The 18,263-nt window shown below is 70.6% G+C and carries 18 protein-coding genes; 11 read left to right on the forward strand and 7 right to left on the reverse strand.

The annotated features are described in order from the left end of the window. Positions 1–30: 30 nt before the first annotated feature. From BJ969_RS27990 to pknB, 6 genes are read left to right on the forward strand one after another with little or no spacing between them, the layout of a single operon-like run. Positions 31–495 (forward strand): FHA domain-containing protein FhaB/FipA, encoded by a 465-nt coding sequence (locus BJ969_RS27990; protein ID WP_184483956.1) that lies wholly within the window; start codon positions 31–33, stop codon positions 493–495. Beyond that, on the forward strand, positions 492–1,913 hold the full coding sequence (locus BJ969_RS27995; protein ID WP_184483958.1) for a PP2C family protein-serine/threonine phosphatase: 1,422 nt from the start codon (positions 492–494) through the stop codon (positions 1,911–1,913). Before BJ969_RS27990 ends, BJ969_RS27995 begins: the two co-directional genes overlap by 4 nt. After that, positions 1,913–3,319 (forward strand): FtsW/RodA/SpoVE family cell cycle protein, encoded by a 1,407-nt coding sequence (locus tag BJ969_RS28000; RefSeq protein WP_184483960.1) that lies wholly within the window; start codon positions 1,913–1,915, stop codon positions 3,317–3,319. Before BJ969_RS27995 ends, BJ969_RS28000 begins: the two co-directional genes overlap by 1 nt. Further along, positions 3,316–4,767 (forward strand): peptidoglycan D,D-transpeptidase FtsI family protein, encoded by a 1,452-nt coding sequence (locus tag BJ969_RS28005; RefSeq protein ID WP_184483962.1) that lies wholly within the window; start codon positions 3,316–3,318, stop codon positions 4,765–4,767. The genes BJ969_RS28000 and BJ969_RS28005 overlap by 4 nt, the downstream gene beginning before the upstream one ends. A gap of 3 nt (positions 4,768–4,770) precedes the next feature. Next, positions 4,771–6,468, forward strand: coding sequence for a serine/threonine-protein kinase (locus BJ969_RS28010; protein ID WP_425503587.1), 1,698 nt, complete (start codon positions 4,771–4,773; stop codon positions 6,466–6,468). Continuing rightward, positions 6,465–8,441: a Stk1 family PASTA domain-containing Ser/Thr kinase gene (gene pknB, locus BJ969_RS28015; protein ID WP_184483964.1), complete on the forward strand. Its 1,977-nt coding sequence runs from the start codon at positions 6,465–6,467 to the stop codon at positions 8,439–8,441. Before BJ969_RS28010 ends, pknB begins: the two co-directional genes overlap by 4 nt. A 190-nt stretch (positions 8,442–8,631) precedes the next feature. Here pknB and BJ969_RS28020 read toward each other — a convergent pair whose 3' ends face one another. The 3 genes from BJ969_RS28020 to BJ969_RS28030 are packed head-to-tail and all read right to left on the reverse strand — an operon-like array spanning position 8,632 to position 10,279. Then, the gene (locus BJ969_RS28020; protein WP_184483966.1) at positions 8,632–9,276 is read right to left on the reverse strand and encodes an aminodeoxychorismate/anthranilate synthase component II; all 645 of its coding nucleotides are present in this window, start codon (positions 9,274–9,276) and stop codon (positions 8,632–8,634) included. Between the two features lie 23 nt (positions 9,277–9,299). Next, the gene (locus BJ969_RS28025; RefSeq protein WP_184483968.1) at positions 9,300–9,455 is read right to left on the reverse strand and encodes a hypothetical protein; all 156 of its coding nucleotides are present in this window, start codon (positions 9,453–9,455) and stop codon (positions 9,300–9,302) included. Further along, positions 9,455–10,279 (reverse strand): class E sortase, encoded by an 825-nt coding sequence (locus BJ969_RS28030; protein ID WP_246457116.1) that lies wholly within the window; start codon positions 10,277–10,279, stop codon positions 9,455–9,457. Before BJ969_RS28030 ends, BJ969_RS28025 begins: the two co-directional genes overlap by 1 nt. A gap of 263 nt (positions 10,280–10,542) precedes the next feature. On the opposite strand from BJ969_RS28030, the gene crgA reads away from it, so the two are divergent. Both crgA and BJ969_RS28040 read left to right on the forward strand, forming a co-directional pair. After that, on the forward strand, positions 10,543–10,812 hold the full coding sequence (gene crgA, locus BJ969_RS28035) for a cell division protein CrgA (RefSeq protein ID WP_184483971.1): 270 nt from the start codon (positions 10,543–10,545) through the stop codon (positions 10,810–10,812). A gap of 143 nt (positions 10,813–10,955) precedes the next feature. After that, positions 10,956–11,390: a PH domain-containing protein gene (locus BJ969_RS28040; RefSeq protein WP_343071637.1), complete on the forward strand. Its 435-nt coding sequence runs from the start codon at positions 10,956–10,958 to the stop codon at positions 11,388–11,390. A 21-nt stretch (positions 11,391–11,411) separates the two neighbouring features. On the opposite strand, the gene BJ969_RS28045 is transcribed toward BJ969_RS28040, so the two are convergent. Beyond that, the gene (locus BJ969_RS28045; RefSeq protein WP_184483973.1) at positions 11,412–12,320 is read right to left on the reverse strand and encodes a rhomboid family intramembrane serine protease; all 909 of its coding nucleotides are present in this window, start codon (positions 12,318–12,320) and stop codon (positions 11,412–11,414) included. 1 nt (position 12,321) lies between these two features. Next, complete coding sequence (locus tag BJ969_RS28050) at positions 12,322–12,885, reverse strand: peptidylprolyl isomerase (protein ID WP_184483975.1); 564 nt, start codon at positions 12,883–12,885, stop codon at positions 12,322–12,324. A 117-nt stretch (positions 12,886–13,002) separates the two neighbouring features. Here BJ969_RS28050 and BJ969_RS28055 point away from each other — a divergent pair, with 117 nt between their 5' ends. Together BJ969_RS28055 and BJ969_RS28060 are read left to right on the forward strand one after the other, a co-directional pair. Beyond that, positions 13,003–13,554 (forward strand): hypothetical protein, encoded by a 552-nt coding sequence (locus BJ969_RS28055; RefSeq protein WP_184483978.1) that lies wholly within the window; start codon positions 13,003–13,005, stop codon positions 13,552–13,554. An 84-nt stretch (positions 13,555–13,638) separates the two neighbouring features. Further along, entirely contained in the window at positions 13,639–14,139 is a 501-nt protein-coding gene (locus BJ969_RS28060) for an SRPBCC family protein (RefSeq protein ID WP_184483981.1), read from the forward strand. Positions 14,140–14,200: 61 nt separating this feature from the next. Here the strand turns inward: BJ969_RS28060 and BJ969_RS28065 are convergent, their stop codons facing one another. Both BJ969_RS28065 and BJ969_RS28070 read right to left on the reverse strand, forming a co-directional pair. Then, positions 14,201–15,433: an MFS transporter gene (locus tag BJ969_RS28065; protein ID WP_343071638.1), complete on the reverse strand. Its 1,233-nt coding sequence runs from the start codon at positions 15,431–15,433 to the stop codon at positions 14,201–14,203. Positions 15,434–15,772: 339 nt separating this feature from the next. Next, positions 15,773–16,702, reverse strand: a complete 930-nt coding sequence (locus tag BJ969_RS28070) for a TetR/AcrR family transcriptional regulator (RefSeq protein WP_184483984.1) — start codon at positions 16,700–16,702, stop codon at positions 15,773–15,775. Between the two features lie 199 nt (positions 16,703–16,901). Between BJ969_RS28070 and BJ969_RS28075 the strand changes: the two genes are divergently transcribed. Further along, positions 16,902–18,131 carry an FAD-dependent monooxygenase gene (locus tag BJ969_RS28075; protein ID WP_184483986.1) on the forward strand — a complete coding sequence of 410 codons (1,230 nt, stop codon included), beginning with the start codon at positions 16,902–16,904 and terminating at the stop codon, positions 18,129–18,131. Positions 18,132–18,263: the final 132 nt, after the last annotated feature.

Below are 18,263 nucleotides of genomic sequence, written 5' to 3' on the forward strand. Positions count from 1 at the left end.
CACAAGACGGAGTAGGAGCGTTCACAACAAGTGCCAGAGCTGGTGATTCAGCTGACCAGAGCAGGGTTCCTCGCCCTGCTCTGGTTGTTCGTGCTGGCCGCGCTTCGCGTGGTTCGTTCCGATCTGTATTCCGCCTCCGGCATGCGGGTGTCGATGCCGGGGGCGGGTAAGACGTCGAGCAAGCAGGCCCGCGGCAAGAGCAAGGCGCCACGCCAGATGGTCGTGACGCACGGTCCCCTCGCGGGCACCCGCATTTCGCTCGAAGGTCGGCCGATCATGATCGGCCGAGCCGACGACTCCACGTTGGTGCTGGACGACGACTTCGCGTCGACCCGGCACGCACGGTTGTCGCTCCGCGGCACCGACTGGTACGTGGAGGATCTAGGCTCCACTAACGGCACATACCTCGATCGGGCGAAGGTCACGGGAGCCACCAAGGTCCCGCTCGGCGTTCCGATCAAAATCGGCAAGACGGTGATCGAGCTGCGCTCATGACCCTCGTCCTTCACTACGCTGCCCGCAGCGACCGCGGCCTGGTGCGCTCGAACAACCAGGACTCGGTCTACGCCGGCCCACGACTTCTCGCCCTCGCGGACGGCATGGGAGGCCATGCCGCCGGTGAGGTCGCCAGCAAGGTCGTCATCGCGGCGCTGGCGCCGCTCGACGACGACGAACCCGGTGACGACCTGCTCGGGCACCTGCGTCAAGCAGTGCTGTCCGGAAACGGTGCGATCTCCGAGCTCGTATCCCAGGACCCCGACCTCGACGGTATGGGGACGACGCTGACCGCGGTCTTGTTCGCGGGCAGCAAGCTGGGGCTGGTGCACATCGGTGACTCGCGCGCCTACATGGTCCGCGACGGCGAGCTTTCCCAGATAACCCACGACGACACCTTCGTCCAATCGCTGATCGACGAAGGTCGGATCACCGAGGAGGAGGCCGCCAACCATCCGCAGCGCTCACTGCTGCTGAAGGCGTTGACCGGCCATGAGGTCGAGCCCAGCCTCGCGGTGCGCGAGGCGCGGGCGGGCGACCGCTACCTGCTCTGCTCCGACGGCCTGACGGGCCCGGTCAGCGAGGAGACGATGGCCGACGCGCTGCGGATCCCCGATCCGCAGGCCTGCGCCGACCGCATGATCGAGATGGCGTTGCGCGGCGGTGGGCCGGACAACGTCACCGTGATCATCGCGGACGTCGTGGACGTCGAATTCGGCGAGGACGCTCCGATCGTCGGGGGCGCCGCGGGAAACGGAGAGGAGGACCCGCAGCCCGACTCTTCGGCGGCCCGCGCGAGCGCGGCCACCATGCCGAAGCCTCAACAGCAGCGGTACGACACAGCCCCCCCTCCTGACCGGGGCACGCACCGGCGAGGCTGGCTGCGTGCACTCTTCGTCCTAGCCGGTGTGCTCATCGTGCTCGTGGGAGCGGGCTTGGTGGGCCGCTGGTGGCTGCTCCAGCAGTACTACATCGGGGTCAACGACGCCGATGACGTCGTGATCTTCCAAGGCCTCCAGGGCAGCGTCGTCGGTGTGTCGCTGCGCTGGCAGGTCGAGGACTCCTGCCCGCAGGGATCCGCACCGGACTGCCAGCCGATCGGCATCAACGATCTGCAGGAGGCCCGGCGGACCGATGTGCGCAGCGGGATCACCGACGTCAACGGGCTGGACTCCGCGCGCGACGCGATGCGGCGGCTGCGGATGACCGCGCTGCTGCCGCAGTGCGAAGAGCCGGAGCCGACCCCGCCGGCGAACACTCCCCCGCACGACCAGAACCCGCCGGCGAACACGCCGCCGCCGGGGCAGACCTCGGTTCCGGGTGAACCGCCCGCACCGGGCGCTCCCCCGTCGCCGACCGACACTCCGCTCGCGTCGGCGGAGCAGACACCCGGTGTCACTTGCCGGACGGTGAGCTGATGTCGCTGCCGGGTACCTCCGAAGGCACCGGTTCGAGCGCCGTTTCGCAGGTGAACACGCGCCGCGGAACCGAACTGGTGCTGCTGGTGATCTCCGCCGTGATCGTGACCTTCGCGATCATGCTGGTGGAGATCAGCCAGGAGAACACGATCACGCGCCAGCTGTTCTACTACGGCGCCGCCTACCTGGCGCTGTTCGGCGCGGCGCACTTCGCGGTGCGCAAGTGGGCTCCGTACGCCGACCCGTTGATCTTGCCCCTGGTGGCGCTGCTCAACGGGCTCGGACTGGTGATGATCCACCGGATCGACATCGCCAAGGACACCGAGTACGCGGTGCGGCAGATCGCCTGGCTGGCGCTGAGCCTGGTGCTGTTCGCGCTGGTCCTGGCGTTCATCAAGGACCACCGCACGCTGGCGAAGTACAGCTTCACCTGCGGGTTCGTCGGGCTGGTGCTGCTGGCGCTGCCGGGCCTGCTGCCGAGTGCGATCTCCGAGGTCAACGGCGCGAAGCTGTGGATCAAGTTCGGGCCGCTGGGGCAGGTCCAGCCCAGCGAGTTCGCCAAGATCCTGCTGATGATCTTCTTCGCGTCGTTCCTGGTGTCCAAGCGCGAGCTGTTCACCACCGCGGGCCGCAAGTTCCTCAACGTGGAGCTGCCGCGACCGCGGGACCTGATGCCGATGCTGGTGGCCTGGGTCGCCGCGATCGGCATCGGCGTGCTGGAGAAGGACCTGGGCACGTCGCTGCTGTTCTTCGGCATCGTGCTGGTGATGCTCTACATCGCCACCGAGCGCGCGATCTGGGTGGTGCTCGGGCTGTCCCTGTTCGCGCTGGGCGCCTTCCTGGCGTTCCAGACCGTGACCCGCGTGCAGTCGCGGGTGAACGTGTGGCTGGACCCGCTGCACCACGAGGACGGCTACCAGCTCAAGCAGGCGCTGTACGGGCTGGGCAGCGGCGGGATCGGCGGATCCGGCCTGGGCAACGGCAGTCCCGAGACGGTGCCGTTCTCCAACAGCGACTTCATCATCACTTCGATGGGTGAAGAGCTCGGGCTGATCGGCCTGATCGCGATCTTCATGATGTACCTGCTGCTGATGATGCGCGGCCTGCGCAGCGCGCTCGCGGTGCGGGACTCCTTCGGCAAGCTGTTCGGCGGCGGGCTCTCGTTCACCATCGCGCTGCAGCTGTTCGTGGTCGCGGGCGGTGTCACCGGCCTGATCCCGCTGACGGGTCTGACCGCGCCGTTCCTCGCCTACGGCGGTTCGTCGCTGCTGGCCAACTACATCCTGATCGCGATGCTGCTGCGCATCTCCGACGCGGCCCGCAGGCCGCAGACGCCGGCGAAGCCGAAACCGCAGCAGGCCCCGATCGCCGAAGCACACACCGAATTGGTGGAACGTCCCCGATGAACAAGCCGCTACGACGAGTCGCCCTGGCCATGATGGCCATGGTGCTGTTGCTGATGGCCAACGTGACCTACGTGCAGGTCATCCAGGCGGATGACCTGCGCAACGGTCCCGGCAACGGCCGCACGCAGCGCGCCGAGTACGCCAAGCAGCGCGGTCAGATCATCGCGGGCGGGCAGTCGCTGGCGAACTCGGTGGAGACCGGCGACGAGCTGAAGTTCCAGCGGACCTATCCGAACGGGCCGCTGTACGCCCCCGTCACCGGGTTCGACTCGCCGACCTACGGCGCCAACGGCATCGAGCGGGCGATGGACACCATCCTCAACGGCTCCGACGACAGCCTCGCCTTCAACCGGCTCTCGGACATGATCACCGGCCGGGCACCGGCGGGCGGCGACGTGGAGCTGACGATCAACCCGGCCATGCAGAAGGTCGCCTACGACGAGCTGACCGCGAAGGGCTTCCAGGGGTCCGTGGTCGCCCTGAATCCGAAGACCGGCGAGATCCTGAGCATGGTCAACTCGCCGTCGTACGACCCGAACCCGCTGGCCTCGCACGACAACAACGCCGCGGCCGAGAGCTGGCAGCAGATGGAGAACGCCGAGGGGTCGCCGATGAGCAACCGCTCGGTCTCCGAGATCTACCCGCCCGGCTCGACCTTCAAGCTCATCACCACGGCTGCCGCGCTCGACAGCGGCTACCAGCCGAACAGCCAGGTCACCGACGCGGCCTCGATCACGCTGCCGAACACGAGCACGCCGCTGCCGAACTACGGCGGCAAGACGTGCAAGGGCAGCACCCTCACCGAGGCGCTCGCGCACTCCTGCAACACCGCCTTCGCCGAGATCGCGGGCAAGGTCGGCGCGGACAAGATGCGCGAGACGGCCGCGAAGTTCGGCTTCAGCACCGACCTGCAGATCCCGATGACGGTCGCGAAGTCCGACCTCGGCCCGATGTCCGACCAGGCCTCGCTGTACCAGAGCGGCATCGGCCAGCGCGACGTCCGCGTCACCCCGATGCAGAACGCGATGATGGCCGCCGCGATCGCCAACGACGGCAAGCTGATGAAGCCGCAGCTGGTCAAGAGCACGCGGGCCCCCGACATGGAGGTCATCGACGAGCTCAAGCCGGAAGAGATGAGCCAGGCCGTCTCCGCGAACGCGGCCAACCAGATCAGCGAGATGATGTTGAAGTCGGAGCAGAACACCAAGGGCTCCGGCAAGATCTCGGGAATCGACATCGCCTCCAAGACCGGCACCGCCCAGCACGGCGACGCGGCCGACAAGCCGCACGGCTGGTACGTCGCGTTCGCGCCCGCCGAGGACCCGAAGATCGCGGTCGCCGTCATCGTCGAGAACGGCGGCGACGAGGGCGCAGAGGCCACCGGCGGCTCCATCTCGGCCCCCATCGGCCGCGAGGTCATCCGGGCGGGTCTCCAGGGAGGTGGCTGATCCGTGCTGACCTCCGGCCAGTTGCTCGCCGACCGGTACCGGCTGGGTCGGCGCATCGCCGTGGGCGGAATGGGCGAGGTGTGGGAGGCCGTCGACGTCCGGCTGGACCGGACGGTCGCGGTGAAGGTGCTCAAGCCGGAACTGTGCGGTGACGCGGAGTTCCTGCACCGCTTCCGCACCGAGGCCCGCACCACCGCCTCGTTGAACCATCCCGGCATCGCCGCCGTGCACGACTACGGCGAGACCGCCGCCATCCCGGACGGCCCCGAGGACACGGCCTACCTGGTCATGGAACTGGTCGAAGGCGAGCCGCTGGCGGCCGTGCTGGCCCGCGAGGGCCGGATCGCCGTCGAGCACACCCTGGACATGCTGGAGCAGGCGGGCAACGCGCTGCAGGCCGCGCACGAACGCGGCCTGGTGCACCGCGACGTCAAACCCGGCAACATCCTGATCACCCCGACCGGGACGGTGAAGCTCACCGACTTCGGCATCGCCAAGGCGGCGGACGCGGCACCCGTGACCCGCTCCGGCATGGTGATGGGCACCGCGCACTACATCGCGCCGGAACAGGCGCTGGGCAGCGAAGCGAGCCCGTCCAGCGACGTGTACTCGCTGGCAGTGGTGGGTTACGAATGTCTCAAGGGGCATCGTCCGTTCCTGTCCGACAACGCGGTTACCGTCGCGATGATGCACATCCGCGAAGTGGCGCCGCCCCTTCCGCCGGACGTGCCGCCGGGCGCTCGCGCACTGGTCGAGGCGACGCTCGTGAAGGATCCGCGCAGGCGCTACGGGACCGGCGGCGAGTTCGCGAAGGCGGTCGCCGCGGTCCGCGCGGGATTACCGCTCCCGACGCCGGCGACGATGGTGGTCCACCAGCAACCGGCACCGAGGAATGTGGGGGCACCCGCGGGCGGCGTGCCCCCGCTGCATGTCGGGCCGCCGTCCCCGCCGCCGCAGCCCCCGCAGGCGGGGCCGATGGGCAACACCTACCCGCCGGGAGTGATCCCGCCGCAGGGCAGGATGCCGCAGCAGCACCCGCACCAGTCAGGACCGCCCACCTCGGGCATCCCGGTTCCCGCGCCGTACCCGGCCGCCCCCGCGGGCAGGCCCCGGGTCTGGCTGTGGGTCGTGCTCGCGCTGGTGGGCCTGGTGGTGCTCGTGGTGCTCGGGGTCGTCGTGTGGGCCTTGTCGCCCACGCCGGGGCCGGGTGCCACGGGGTCGGTGCTGCTCGGCATCGGCTTCGCGGGGTGGCGGCGGCGCCCGCTGCTCGGCGGACGGCGTCCGGGCGATGCGCCGACGGGAGTACCGGCAGACGCCGCAACCGGTTCTGCGACTATGGGAGTCACTCGCGTGGACCTGTGGCGGTGCGCCGGGAAGCTGACGCTTCTGGATTCTTCGGAACAGATCCGACAGACTGCGCTACGGCGATTCGAACAGGATTGCGCGCGCCACGACGGAGCCGCGTCCCGACGGTCGCAACGGCACCGGCCCACGCACTGCCGGGGCGCTGGTCCCGGTAGCGCGCGGATCGGTGCCGAGACGCGTGCCGTGGCGGCGGGAACCGGGACCGGCGGTTCCGGTGCACCGGAACCGGGAACACACCACGCAGGTCGTCGCCACCGCACGGCGGCGATCGGCAGCACACTGCGGGTCGGCATGATGGGACGATCATTGACGAGGATCGGGACGACGCATCGATGAGCTCACCGCGACTTCTCAACAACCGCTACGAAATCGGGGACACGCTCGGTTATGGCGGTATGTCGGAGGTGCACGGCGGCCGGGACATCCGGCTGGGGCGCGACGTGGCGGTCAAGGTACTGCGTGCCGACCTCGCCCGTGATCCGACGTTCCAGCTGCGGTTCCGCCGCGAGGCGCAGAACGCCGCCGCGCTGAACCACCCGGCGATCGTCGCCGTCTACGACACCGGCGAGACGGACACCGAAGACGACCAGCTCCCGTACATCGTCATGGAGTACGTGGACGGCCGGACGCTGCGCGACATCGTCAAGTCCGAGGGTCCGCTGCCGCCGCGCCGCGCGATGGAGGTCATGGCGGACGCGTCGGCGGCGCTGGACTTCAGCCACCGGCACGGCATCGTGCACCGCGACGTGAAGCCCGCCAACATCATGATCACCCGCTCCGGCGCGGTGAAGGTGATGGACTTCGGCATCGCGCGGGCGCTCGCCGACGGCCAGGCCGCGGTCACCCAGACCGCCGCGGTGATCGGCACCGCCCAGTACCTGTCGCCGGAGCAGGCCCGCGGTGAGTCCGTGGACGCCCGCTCCGACGTGTACGCGGCGGGCTGCGTGCTGTTCGAGCTGCTGACCTCGGAGCCGCCGTTCACCGGTGACTCGCCGGTCGCGGTCGCCTACCAGCACGTGCGGGAGGACCCGCGCAAGCCGTCCGACGTGAACTCGACCGTGCCGGCTTCGCTGGACGCGGTGGTGCTCAAGGCGCTGAGCAAGAACCCGGCGAACCGCTACCAGTCGGCCGCGGAGATGCGCGCCGACCTGGTGCGCGTGCTGTCCGGGCAGCGGCCGAAGGCTCCGATGATCATGTCGGAGGAGGACCGCACCGCGATGATGGCGCCGCCCGCGGCGACCGAGGTGTTCAGCCCGGGCAGGCACCGCTCGCCGGACCGCCACACCGGCACCACCTCCGCCGTGGCGATCGACGACGACGACGGCAGGCGCCGCCGGAGCTGGCTGATCGCGCTGGTCACCCTGGCCTGCGTCGGCGTGTTCATCCTGGTGGCGTGGCTGGCGACCGCCATGTTCGCCGGTCCGGAGCAGCCGCAGAAGACGCCCGTTCCTCAGCTGGAGGGCATGACGACGAGCGCGGCCAGGTCCCAGCTGACCGAGTCGCAATGGCTCTTCGACGTCACCCAGTGCGAATCGACCGCGGAGAAGGTCGGCACGGTCGTCAAGGTGACGCCGCCTCCCGGCACCCAGGTGGTGAAGAAGAACCAGCGGCTCACCGTCTGCGAAGGCGGCGGTCCCGCGTTCGTCCCCGTCCCGGACCTGTACGGCAAGGACAAGAGCGAAGCCTCCACGATGCTGCGCGACCTCGGGCTCGTGCTCGGCCTGGACGACCAGGAGACCGAGGTCGAGGACAGCAACCTGGTCGGCAAGATCGTCGACTGGGACAGCAAGGGCGACAGCGCCGCCCGCGGCACCACGATCAACGTGACCGTCGGCAAGGAGATCGCGAAGTCCCAGGTCCCGGACGTGCGCAGCCTGTCCTACGACCAGGCCAAGAGCAATCTCGAAGCGGCCGGGTTCAAGGTCAAGCGCGAGGAGCGCGACTCGGACCAGGAGGCGAACACCGTCCTGGAGCAGTCCCCGGCGGCGGGCGAGAGCGTCCGGAAGGGCTCCGAGATCACCCTGGTCGTCTCGAACGGCGCGCAGCTCACCATGCCGTCGCTGACCGGCAAGTCGAAGGACGAGGCCGAGAAGGCGCTCAAGCAGATGGGTTGGAACGGCTCCATCCAGGAGCAGGAGACCGAGACCGACGACCTCAGCAAGGACGACAAGGTCATCGGCAGCTCGCCCGCGGAAGGCCAGAAGATCGGCAAGAACCAGACGGTGACCTTGCAGATCGGCAAGTACGACTCGAACCCGAGCACGAGCAACCCGCCCACCTCGGACGGGCTGTTCCCGCCGTTCGGCTGACGGCCGCATCGTCGGAGTGCCCGGAGGCGCTTCGCGGTTCCGGCGCGGTTCGCCCTCGACCCGAGGGGCCCGAACCCGCCGCCGCGAGCCCTCCGGGCATTCTCACGTGCGGGGGTTGCGCACCGCGCGCACTCTGCCTCGCGGTTTCACGTGGAACCGGCGTTCTCCCTGCTCGGCGCAGCGTTGACGATCAAGAACGCTGCGCGGCGGCGGCCAGCGAGCGCATGCCGCGCTCCAGCTCGTCCACCAGCTCCGCGCGGACCGGGTGCCCGGCGGCGGCCATCCAGTTCGCCAGCATCCGGTGCCCGCCGTCGGTGAGCACCGACTCCGGGTGGAACTGCACGCCCTCGATGGGCAGCTCCCGGTGGCGCATGCCCATCACGATGCCGCTACCGGTGTGCGCGGTGACCTCGAAGTCCGCGGGCACGCTCACCGCGCGCACGATCAGCGAGTGGTAGCGGGTGGCCACGAACGGCTGCGGCAACCCGGCGAACACACCCGCCCCGGAGTGCTCGATCAGCGAGGTCTTGCCGTGCAGCAGTTCCGGGGCGCGCTCGACGACACCGCCCCAGGCCGCGCCGATCGCCTGGTGCCCCAGGCACACGCCGAACAGCGGGCGCCGGTCCCGGGCGCAGGTCTCCACGAGCTCCATCGACCGCCCCGCCCGATCCGGCGTGCCGGGCCCCGGGCTGAGCAGGATGCCATCGGCGGCGGCCACGTCCTCGTCGGTGACGGCGTCGTTGCGCCGCACCACGCAGTCCGCGCCCAGCTGGGCGAGGTACTGCACGAGGTTGTAGACGAAGCTGTCGTAGTTGTCGACGACGAGTACGCGCACGCCGCCAGCCTACCGGCGCGGCATCACACCGTGGTGACGTCGTTGAACGGCAACAGAGGTTCCAGCCACGGGAACACCACGAACAGCAGCAACGCCACCACCATCAGCACCAGCACCACCGCTTCGACGATCTTCACCGGTGCGGGTCCCGGGAGGTGCCGCCAGATCCAGCCGTACATCAGGACTCCTCCAGCTCGGGTGGCCGCAGCTCCCGGTGCACCGGGTCCTTCGGGTACTGCTTGACCAGCACGCCGTGCACGATCAGCCGCTGAGCCGCGGAGAACCGCGGGTGGCAGGTGGTGAGCGTGATCAGCCGGGTCTGCTGGTCGGACGGGAGCGCGTCGCGCGGTCGGCCCGGCACCGGGTAGATCACCTCGCCCTGCTCGGGACGCACGATCTGCTGCCCGGACACGCCCCGGTACGGTCCGCCGATCGGGGCGACTCCCGCGCACCGCGGATCGGCGGCCGGGTCCCAGTCCGCGACCTGCTCGCGCATCGGCAGCACGCGGTAGACGTACCAGTCGGTGCCGGTCTCCACGACCAGCGCATCGCACGCGGCGAGCCGGTCGAGGTCGCCGAACGGGGCGCCCTTGCCGATGCGGTGCCCCGCGATCGCGAGGTTGCCCTGCTCCCCGGGCAACGCGGTGCCCGCGTAGTGGCCGGGGCCCGCGGCGAGGGTCTTCGCGTCGGTGCCCTCCAGCACGGTGTAGCGGAAGTCCGGGCCGAACGCCGGGATGTAAAGCTCGGCGAACCCCTCCCCCTCCGTCGCCGGTGCCGGCGGCGCTTCGGGTGCGCGCTGGTCCCACCGCGCGTGCAGTCGATCACTCGCCTCGGCCTGCCGGTGGGCGCTGAACCAGTCGGTGACGTACACGGCGTAGAAGACGAACAGCAGCAGCACCAGCCCGAGGGTGATCAACACCTCGCCGCCGATCCGAATGCCGCCGCGCAGCCGATCACCTCGACGATCCGGCGGTGGGGCCGCCACTACCTCGGACGTTTCCAACGGTATCCCTCTCATCACGACCTGTGCCGCACCGGCGAAGGGGTGTTCGGTCAGGCGCGCGATTACGTTAACGTGTGAGTGGAGAACGAGACGCGTCGTGATCGGTTCCGCTGGCGTGGCCAGGCCCGCTCCGATACGTCGGCCGGGCCGTCCCGGAGCGGCGGACCGGGGGTCGCCGCCGGTCGGTTCCGGAACCCCCGGCGCGTTCACCGCCGCCGAGCAGGCTCGGACGCTGCCGGCCCGCACCACCTGGCGAGGACATCATGCCGAAGTCAAAGGTCCGCAAGAAGGACTCCTCTTCCACTCCGGTCGCGGATCGCCGCACGCCGGTGAAGGCGAAGTCGGTCGGCCCGTCGCACCCGATCTACGTGGTCGTGATGCTCGGCGTGATGCTGATCGGCTTGCTGTGGCTGGTCGTGAACTACCTGGCGGGCGAGCAGATCCCGTTCATGGCGGAGCTGGGCGCGTGGAACTTCGCGGTCGGTTTCTCGTTCATCATCGTCGGCCTGCTGATGACGATGCGCTGGCGCTGAGCCGTTCCGAATTCCGGAACCCGCGCGCGCGTCGTCCCACTTCCGTGTTCGTGATGTTCACGCGCACGTTGGACCCGGGTCACCGAACAACACGCGTGTAAGTCATCCCCAGTGTGGACAACTCCTGTGGACAACTCCGTTCGGTGCAGGTTCGAGACACCACCGAGGTGGCCGTGAACACCTTCCGCGAGTGGTCGACTCCGCTCGGTCTGATCAGCTGCGGGTGGGCGCTCGCCGCGTGCAGCGCCGTCTGGTGGTGGCTCGCCGAGGCGCCCGCCGACCGGCTGTTCGTCGGCGTGCTCACCGTCGTGCTGGCCGTCGCCTCCGGCTGCGGCAGCGTGCTGCGGCCGCGGCTGCGCGCCGACCCGTCGGGCATCGCGCTGCGCGGGTTCACCGGCACCCGCCACCACCCGTGGTCGCAGGTCCGGTTCGAGGTGCGCTCCCGCCAGCGCCTCGGCCTCACGTCGTCGACGCTGGAGCTGGACACCGAGTCGGGTGAGCTCGTCGTTCTGGGCAAGCTGGACCTGGGCGAGGATCCGCAGGACGTCGCCGAGGCTCTGGAGGAACTGCGGGGCTGAAGCGCCGTGGGCGCTCGGACGTCACTGCGGGATGCACCGCATGGGAGTGCAGATCCACTCCCCCAGCTGCACGTCGCGGACGACCAGCAGCACCAGCAACAGCACCAGCAGCCCGCCGAGCGCACCGGCCTGCACGACCGTCCGCCGCTCCCGCGGCGCGTACACCATGGCCGCCGTCGCCGCGCCGCCCAGCACGAGCCCGCCGAGGTGGCCGAGCAGCGAGATGCCGGGCAGCGACACGCTCAGCACGATGTTCAGCGCGATCACGATGAGGACCGGGCGCAGGCTCACCTTCAGCCGCAGCGCGGCCACGGCGATGCCGCCCATCAGCCCGTACACCGCACCGGAGGCGCCCGCGACGGAGCTGTCGAGCCCGTCGAACAGGAACACCGCGGTGCTTCCGCCCAGCAGGGCGAGCAGGTAGACGGCCGTGAAGCGCAGCCGCCCCAGCACCGTCTCCAGGTCCCGCCCGATGACCCACAGGGCCACCATGTTCAGCAGCAGGTGGATCGGGCCGAAGTGCAGGAATCCCGAGGTGAACAGGCGGATCCACTGCCCGCCCGCCACGCCGACCGGCCACAGCGAGAACTGGTTGAACAGGTCCGAGCTCAGGTAGTTCTGGAAGTGGCCGGACTGGATCGCCGTCACGGCGTAGGCCAGCACGTTGAGCGCGATCAGCACCGGCACCACGATCGGCTTGCCGCCGATCCGGGCGCCCGCGACGGTCACGGCCTCGCGGCCACCGCGGCTGCTCTGCGCCAGGCAGTCCACGCAGTGGTAACCGACGGAGGCTTCGCGCAAGCACTCCGGGCAGGCGGGGCGTTCGCACCGGGTGCAGCGCAGCCCGGTCGGGCGGTCGGGGTGCCTGGCGCAGACCCGCTGCTGCGCGGCTTCCTCCGGACCGGCGGGTTGACCGGGGGGAACGCTCATGTCACTCGCCGAGCTCCACGGAGACCTTCTCGATCACGACGTCGGTCAGCGGACGGTCCTGCGCGCCGGTCGCGGTGTGCGCGATGGCGTCCACGACCTCGCGGGACTCCTGGTCGGCGACCTCGCCGAAGATCGTGTGCTTGTAGTTCAGGTGCGGCGTGCGCGCCACGGTGATGAAGAACTGCGAACCGTTCATGTTCGGCCGGCCGGGGTTGGCCATGCCCAGCACGTAGGGCTTGTCGAACTGCAGCTCCGGGTGGAACTCGTCGACGAACTCGTAGCCGGGGCCGCCGCGGCCGGTGCCGGTCGGGTCGCCGGTCTGGATCATGAAGCCGTCGATGACCCGGTGGAAGATCACGCCGTCGAAGAACGGGCCGGAGCGCTCCCCGCGCGCGTTCGGGTTCGTGTACTCCTTGGTCCCCTCGGCGAGGCCCACGAAGTTGCCGACGGTTTTCGGCGCCTGGTTCGGGAAGAGTTCGACCCGGATGTCGCCCTGCGAGGTGTGCAGGGTCGCGGTCACGGTCTTCCCGACGAGCGATCCGTTGTCTTCAGCCACGCAACCCATCCTGCCATCGGAAAGCGGGAACCACGTGCCTGGGTGCAGTATTGGTGGTGATCGTCGAATGCCGGTTACCGTCGGCACGGCAGGACGACCGGTGAACGCCGGCCAAGGAGGCACACGATGGACGAGGTGGAGGCGATGGCCCGAACTGGTGAGAACGTGGGCAGGGCGGTCGGCACGGGGGTGCGCACCGCGCGCGAAGGTGCCGTCCGAGCGGGCAAGGCGGGTCGCAGCGCGACCAAGCAGTACATCGCCCGCGCGGAGCAGGAGCTCACCGAGCGCGGGCTCGCGCCGGAGCACCTGCCGGAGCTGCTCGCCCAGAAGGCCACCGGGCTCTCCCGCGAGGACCTCGCCGCGCGCAGCCGCAAGGCGCGCAAGCAGTGGGAGAAGACCCGCAAGGACTGGGACAAGAAGACCGCGAAGTCGCGCAAGCGGCTGGCGAAGAACGCGGAGCAGGCCCGCAAGGAGCTCGCGGCCCGGATCGACCCGACTCCGAAGCCGCGGCGCAAGTGGCCGTGGGTGCTGCTGGTGCTGGCCGCGCTCGCCGGGGTGGCAGTGGTCGCGCTGTCGCGCCGCCCGGAGGAGCTGCCGATCGCCGAGGCGGAGGACTTCCCGACGCACGAGGACGGGCTGTCCCGCAACCCCGGTGCGCGTCCCGACGCGGATCGCTGAGCACGAACCGACGCGGCGGCGCCCTCCTGGGTGCCGCCGCGTCGTCGTCTCCGCCGGGTGCCCGGCGCGCGTAATGTCGATCTAGTGACTGATGCGAACGCACCCCAGCTGACTCTGGACCACTCGACCTTCGTCGAGGCCGCCCCGGAGCAGATCTACCCCTTGATCAGCGACATCACCCGGTTCGGCGAGTGGAGCCCGGAGAGCACCGGCGGCGAGTGGCTGACCGGCGCCCCCGGCGAGGTGGGCTCCCGGTTCCGCGGGGACAACAGCAACGGCGACCGCACCTGGTCGAGCGAGTGCGAGGTCGTCGCCGCCGAGCCCGGCAAGCGCTTCGCCTTCGGCGTGCTGACCGGTTCGGAGCGCACCGACAACTCCGTGTGGTCCTTCGAGGTCGAGCCGGAGGGGTCGGGCTCCCGGCTCACCCAGCGGTACGTGCTGCGCGAGCTGACCGGCCCGATCAAGGAGTTCCTCGCCCAGCAGGAGGACGGTGGCGCGCAGTTCATCGCCACCCGCACCGAGGTGCTCCGCGACGCGCTGCGCCAGACCGTCGAAGGCGTCAAGAAGAGCGCCGAGCAGAACTGAGCGGCAGCCGGTGGCGCCGCTCGGAGCGGCGCCACCGTTCGCTCGCCTGCGCAGGCCGAGATCAGAGGTCCGCCTCCGCGCGTTGCGGTGTGCGGACCAGCGCGATCCCGACCGCTCCGAGCACGCCGACCGCCGCGTACGCGTAGAAGCCCCACGGGTAGGCGATCCCCGCGGTGAGCAGCGCGCCGCCGAGCAGCGGCCCGCAGATCGCCCCGATCCGCCCGACCCCCGACGCCCAGCCGAGCCCGGTGGCCCGCGCTTCCGCCGGGTACGCGCGGCCGATGTAGGCGTAGACGAGCACCTGGGCGCTGAACACGAACGCCCCGGCGAGGAACACCACCACGTACACGCCCGCCCCGGGCAGCCGGATGCTCAGCGCGGCGAGGAACACGGCGGCCGCCGCGAACCAGACGACCGTCACCGGCCGGATCGAGGCGCGGTCGGCCACGTACCCGGCGACGACGAGCCCGACCACGGCGCCCAGGTTCAGCGTGAGCAGCAGTCCGAGGGCCGCGCCGAGCGGATAACCGGCCGCCCGCATGATCTCCGGGAGCCAGGTGTTGAGGCCGTACACCAGCAGCAGGCCCATGAACGCGGCCATCCAGAACGCGAGGGTGCTGCGCGCGAAGCCGCCGCGGAACAGCGAGGCGACGGTGTCCAGGCCGCCGCGGAGTCCGGCTCCGGCGGTCGCGGAACGCTCGAACGACTCCGATTCCGGCAGGTAGCGCACCATCAGGGGCACCAGCAGCAGCGCCGGGGCCGCGCCGAGCAGGAACATCCACCGCCAGCCCAGCGAGGGCAGCACCAGGATGCCGAGCACGGCTGTGAGCACGGCGCCGACGTGGTAGCCGGTCATGATCGTGGTGCTGGCACCGCCGTTGCGGCCGGGCCGCGAATGCTCGGTGACGAGCGCGATCGCGGTGGGCACGCAGCCGCCGAGGCCCACCCCGGCGAGGAAGCGCAGCCCGCCGAAGATCAGTAGCGACGGCGCGGCGGCGCACAGCGCGGTGAGCAGCGAGAAGCTGATCACCGAGAGGATCAGCGCTTTGCGCCGGCCGATGACGTCGGTGATGGTGCCGATGGCGAGCGCGCCCAGGACCATGCCCAGCAGTCCCGCCGTGGAGGCGAGCGAGGCGGTCGCGGGGGTCAGGCCCCATTGGCCGAGGTCCAGCAGCGTCGGCAGCACGCTGCCGAGCACCACCAGGTCGAACCCGTCGAGCAGCACCGCGCTCCAGCACAGCGGCACGACCCACCCGGCGTGCGCGGCTCGTCCAACGTCGATTCCGATAGCCACGCCCGTCCTCCGTCGAGTCGGTGATCGTTCGCACTCGTTGCCGCCGGATGCTGCCGCTCCGGCCGCACCCCACCCCCCACTCCCCTTCCGCTCAACGAAAGCCCCGCGCGAACCGCGCACCGGATTCCCCCGGCCGCCACCCGCACCGCCGGGACGCCGACCGCCGGAGGAGAGCGCCGCTCACCACCTGTATTCGATCTTGTCTTTCCAGGTGAGCGGCGTAGTTGGTCGTTGTCTTGTCAGCGGCGAAGCCGCTGAGCAGCGACCAGCTTGAGCAACCGGCACCGCAGCGGTTCCGCCACCCGACCCCTACAGCAGGCCGGGGACGAGGGCAGTCGGTCAGCGCTGGTGACGTTCGATCAGTTGGGCGAAGCCGTCGAGGTGCCGGGCCAGTCCGTACTCGAAGAGGGCGTCGACGTCGTCGACCACCGCTTCGGGCATCGTCGCCAGCAGCGGGAACCGGTCGCCGCCGACCATCCGCCGCGCGCGCGGCCGGTGTGCCGCTCGCCAGTTCTCCAGGGGCACGCCGGTGCTCTGCTCGGCGTCGGTCTCGTCCGCCGCCGATGCCGCGGCGGAGAGGACGAAGGCGTGCAGCGTCAGCGCTTCGCGCACCCGCGTCTCCATCGGGAGCCCGAGCCCGTCGAGCGCGCGCAACGTCCACTCGGTGTGCGCCATCATGTGCGGCGCGAAAGTCGGCCGGGTGAAGGACACGACCCGCGGCAACCAGGGGTGCCGGCGGAACAGCCGCCGCCCCTCCCGGGCGATGTGCTCCAGCTTCGCCCGCCACCCCGGTGGCCCGTGCGCGGGCAGCACGATCTCGCCGAACGCGCGGTCCGCCATCCGGAACAGCAGTTCGTCCTTGCCCGCGACGCTGCGGTAGAGCGACATCGGCCCGACGCCGAGGTGGGCGGCGAGCCGCCGCATGGACACCGCGTCGAGCCCTTCCGCGTCGGCGATGGCGATGGCCGCGTCGAGCAGCCGCTCCCGTTTCTCGGGGGGCTCGTCGGCGCCGGGTCCGGGTGCGGGCGAGCTCGGCTGCCTGCGCGGGCGCGCGCTGACCACGGTGCCCGAGCCGCTCCTCGGTTCGACGAGGCCTTCTTCCCGGAGCACCGCGGCGGCCTTGGTCGCGGTCGCGACCGCCACTCCCCAGCGCCGGGCGAGGTGCCGGATCGACGGCACTCGATCGCCGGGCCCCAGCTCGCCGGATTCGATGCGCTTCCGGATCTCGGCCGCGATCGCGCGGTACGGCGGGCTCGTCCCCGGTGCCATGGCTCCCCCTTCGCGACGACTCCGATCACGGACACCGTACTAGTTCACTTTTCGCGGCGAGCTAGTGCGCTTTCTCCCTTCTCACTGCACAAAACGGCGATGATCACCGCTACCTTGGCCGTCGAATCGATACGCCGTACGCACTGCTAGCCCGAGCCGACCGGGCGAAGTGCCGACGACGGCAGAACCAGGGGGAACCATGACCACCCGCAGCGTCCTCATCTCCGGAGCCGGGATCGCCGGACCGACGCTGGCGCACTGGCTGCGCCGCTACGGGTTCGAACCGACCGTCGTGGAACGCGCACCCGCCCCGCGCACGGGAGGACACGTCGTCGACATCCGCGGCACCGCGCGGGAGGTGGCCGAGCGGACCGGCATCGTCGCCCGGGTCCGCCAAGCGCACACCGGCGCGCGGGGCATGGCGTTCGTCGACAGCGCGGGCAACCGGGTCGCGACGCTGGGAACCGACGTGTTCGGCCACTCCGGCGGCCCGGTCGCCGAGCTGGCCCTGCGCCGGACCGATCTCGCGCGGATCCTGCACGAGACCACCCGCGCCGAGGTCGAGTACGTCTTCGGCGACTCGATCACCGCGGTCGAGCAGACCTACGGCGGTGTCCGGGCCACCTTCGAATCGGGCGGTGCGCGGGACTTCGACCTCCTGATCGGCGCCGACGGGGTGCGCTCGGAGGTCCGCCGCCTCGTCTTCGGGCCGCACGAGCGCTACCTGCACGACCTCGGCTGCTCCCTCTCGCTGTTCACGACGCCGACCGAGCTGGACCTCGAGGGCTGGCAGCTGATGCACACCGTCGCCGCCCGGAACGGCCGGCCCGGCAGGACGGCGGGCCTCGTGCCGCTGCCCGAACCGGGCAGGTCGCTCGCCGGTTTCTTCTGGCGCGGCGCCCCCGAAACCCACGACCGGCACGACGTCCAGGCGCAGCAGCGCATCCTCACCCGCCACTTCGAGCAGGACGGCTGGGAAGTGCCGGGGATGTTGTCCGCGCTGCCGGACGCGCCGGACTTCTACTTCGACCGGGTCAGCCAGGTGCGGGTGAACACCTGGTCACGGCACCGCGTCGCGCTCCTCGGCGACGCCGCCTGCTGCGCCTCCCCCATGTCGGGCATCGGCACCAGCCTCGCGCTGGTCGGCGCGTACGTGCTGGCCGGGGAGCTCGCCGCGGCCGACGGTGATCACCGCGTCGCCTTCCCCGCCTACGAGCAGGCGATGCGCCGGTTCGTCGACCGCGCCCAGGAGTTCGCCCGCGGAGCGGGCGACGGCGGGCTGATGCCGGACTCGTCCCGGCAGCTGCGGAGGCGCAACCGCTCCGTCCGGCTGCTGCCCTACCTGCCGAAACGGCTCGTCGCCCGAGGCATGGAACGCGTCGCCGACACCGTCGAGCTCAAGGACTACGCGGCACCGGCGCGACTCTGAGCCGGGCCGCGATCGGGCGGGAGACCACTTCGATCTCCCGCCCGGCGAGGGCGCGCGGTGGCTCCTGCGCCCCGGTGGCGTCACCGGCGCACGGCACCGCGTCGTCGCTCCGGAGCCGCGCTTCCGGAGTGC

The sequence above is a fragment of the Saccharopolyspora gloriosae genome (assembly GCF_014203325.1).
GTDB classification, from domain to species: Bacteria; Actinomycetota; Actinomycetes; order Mycobacteriales; family Pseudonocardiaceae; genus Saccharopolyspora_C; species Saccharopolyspora_C gloriosae.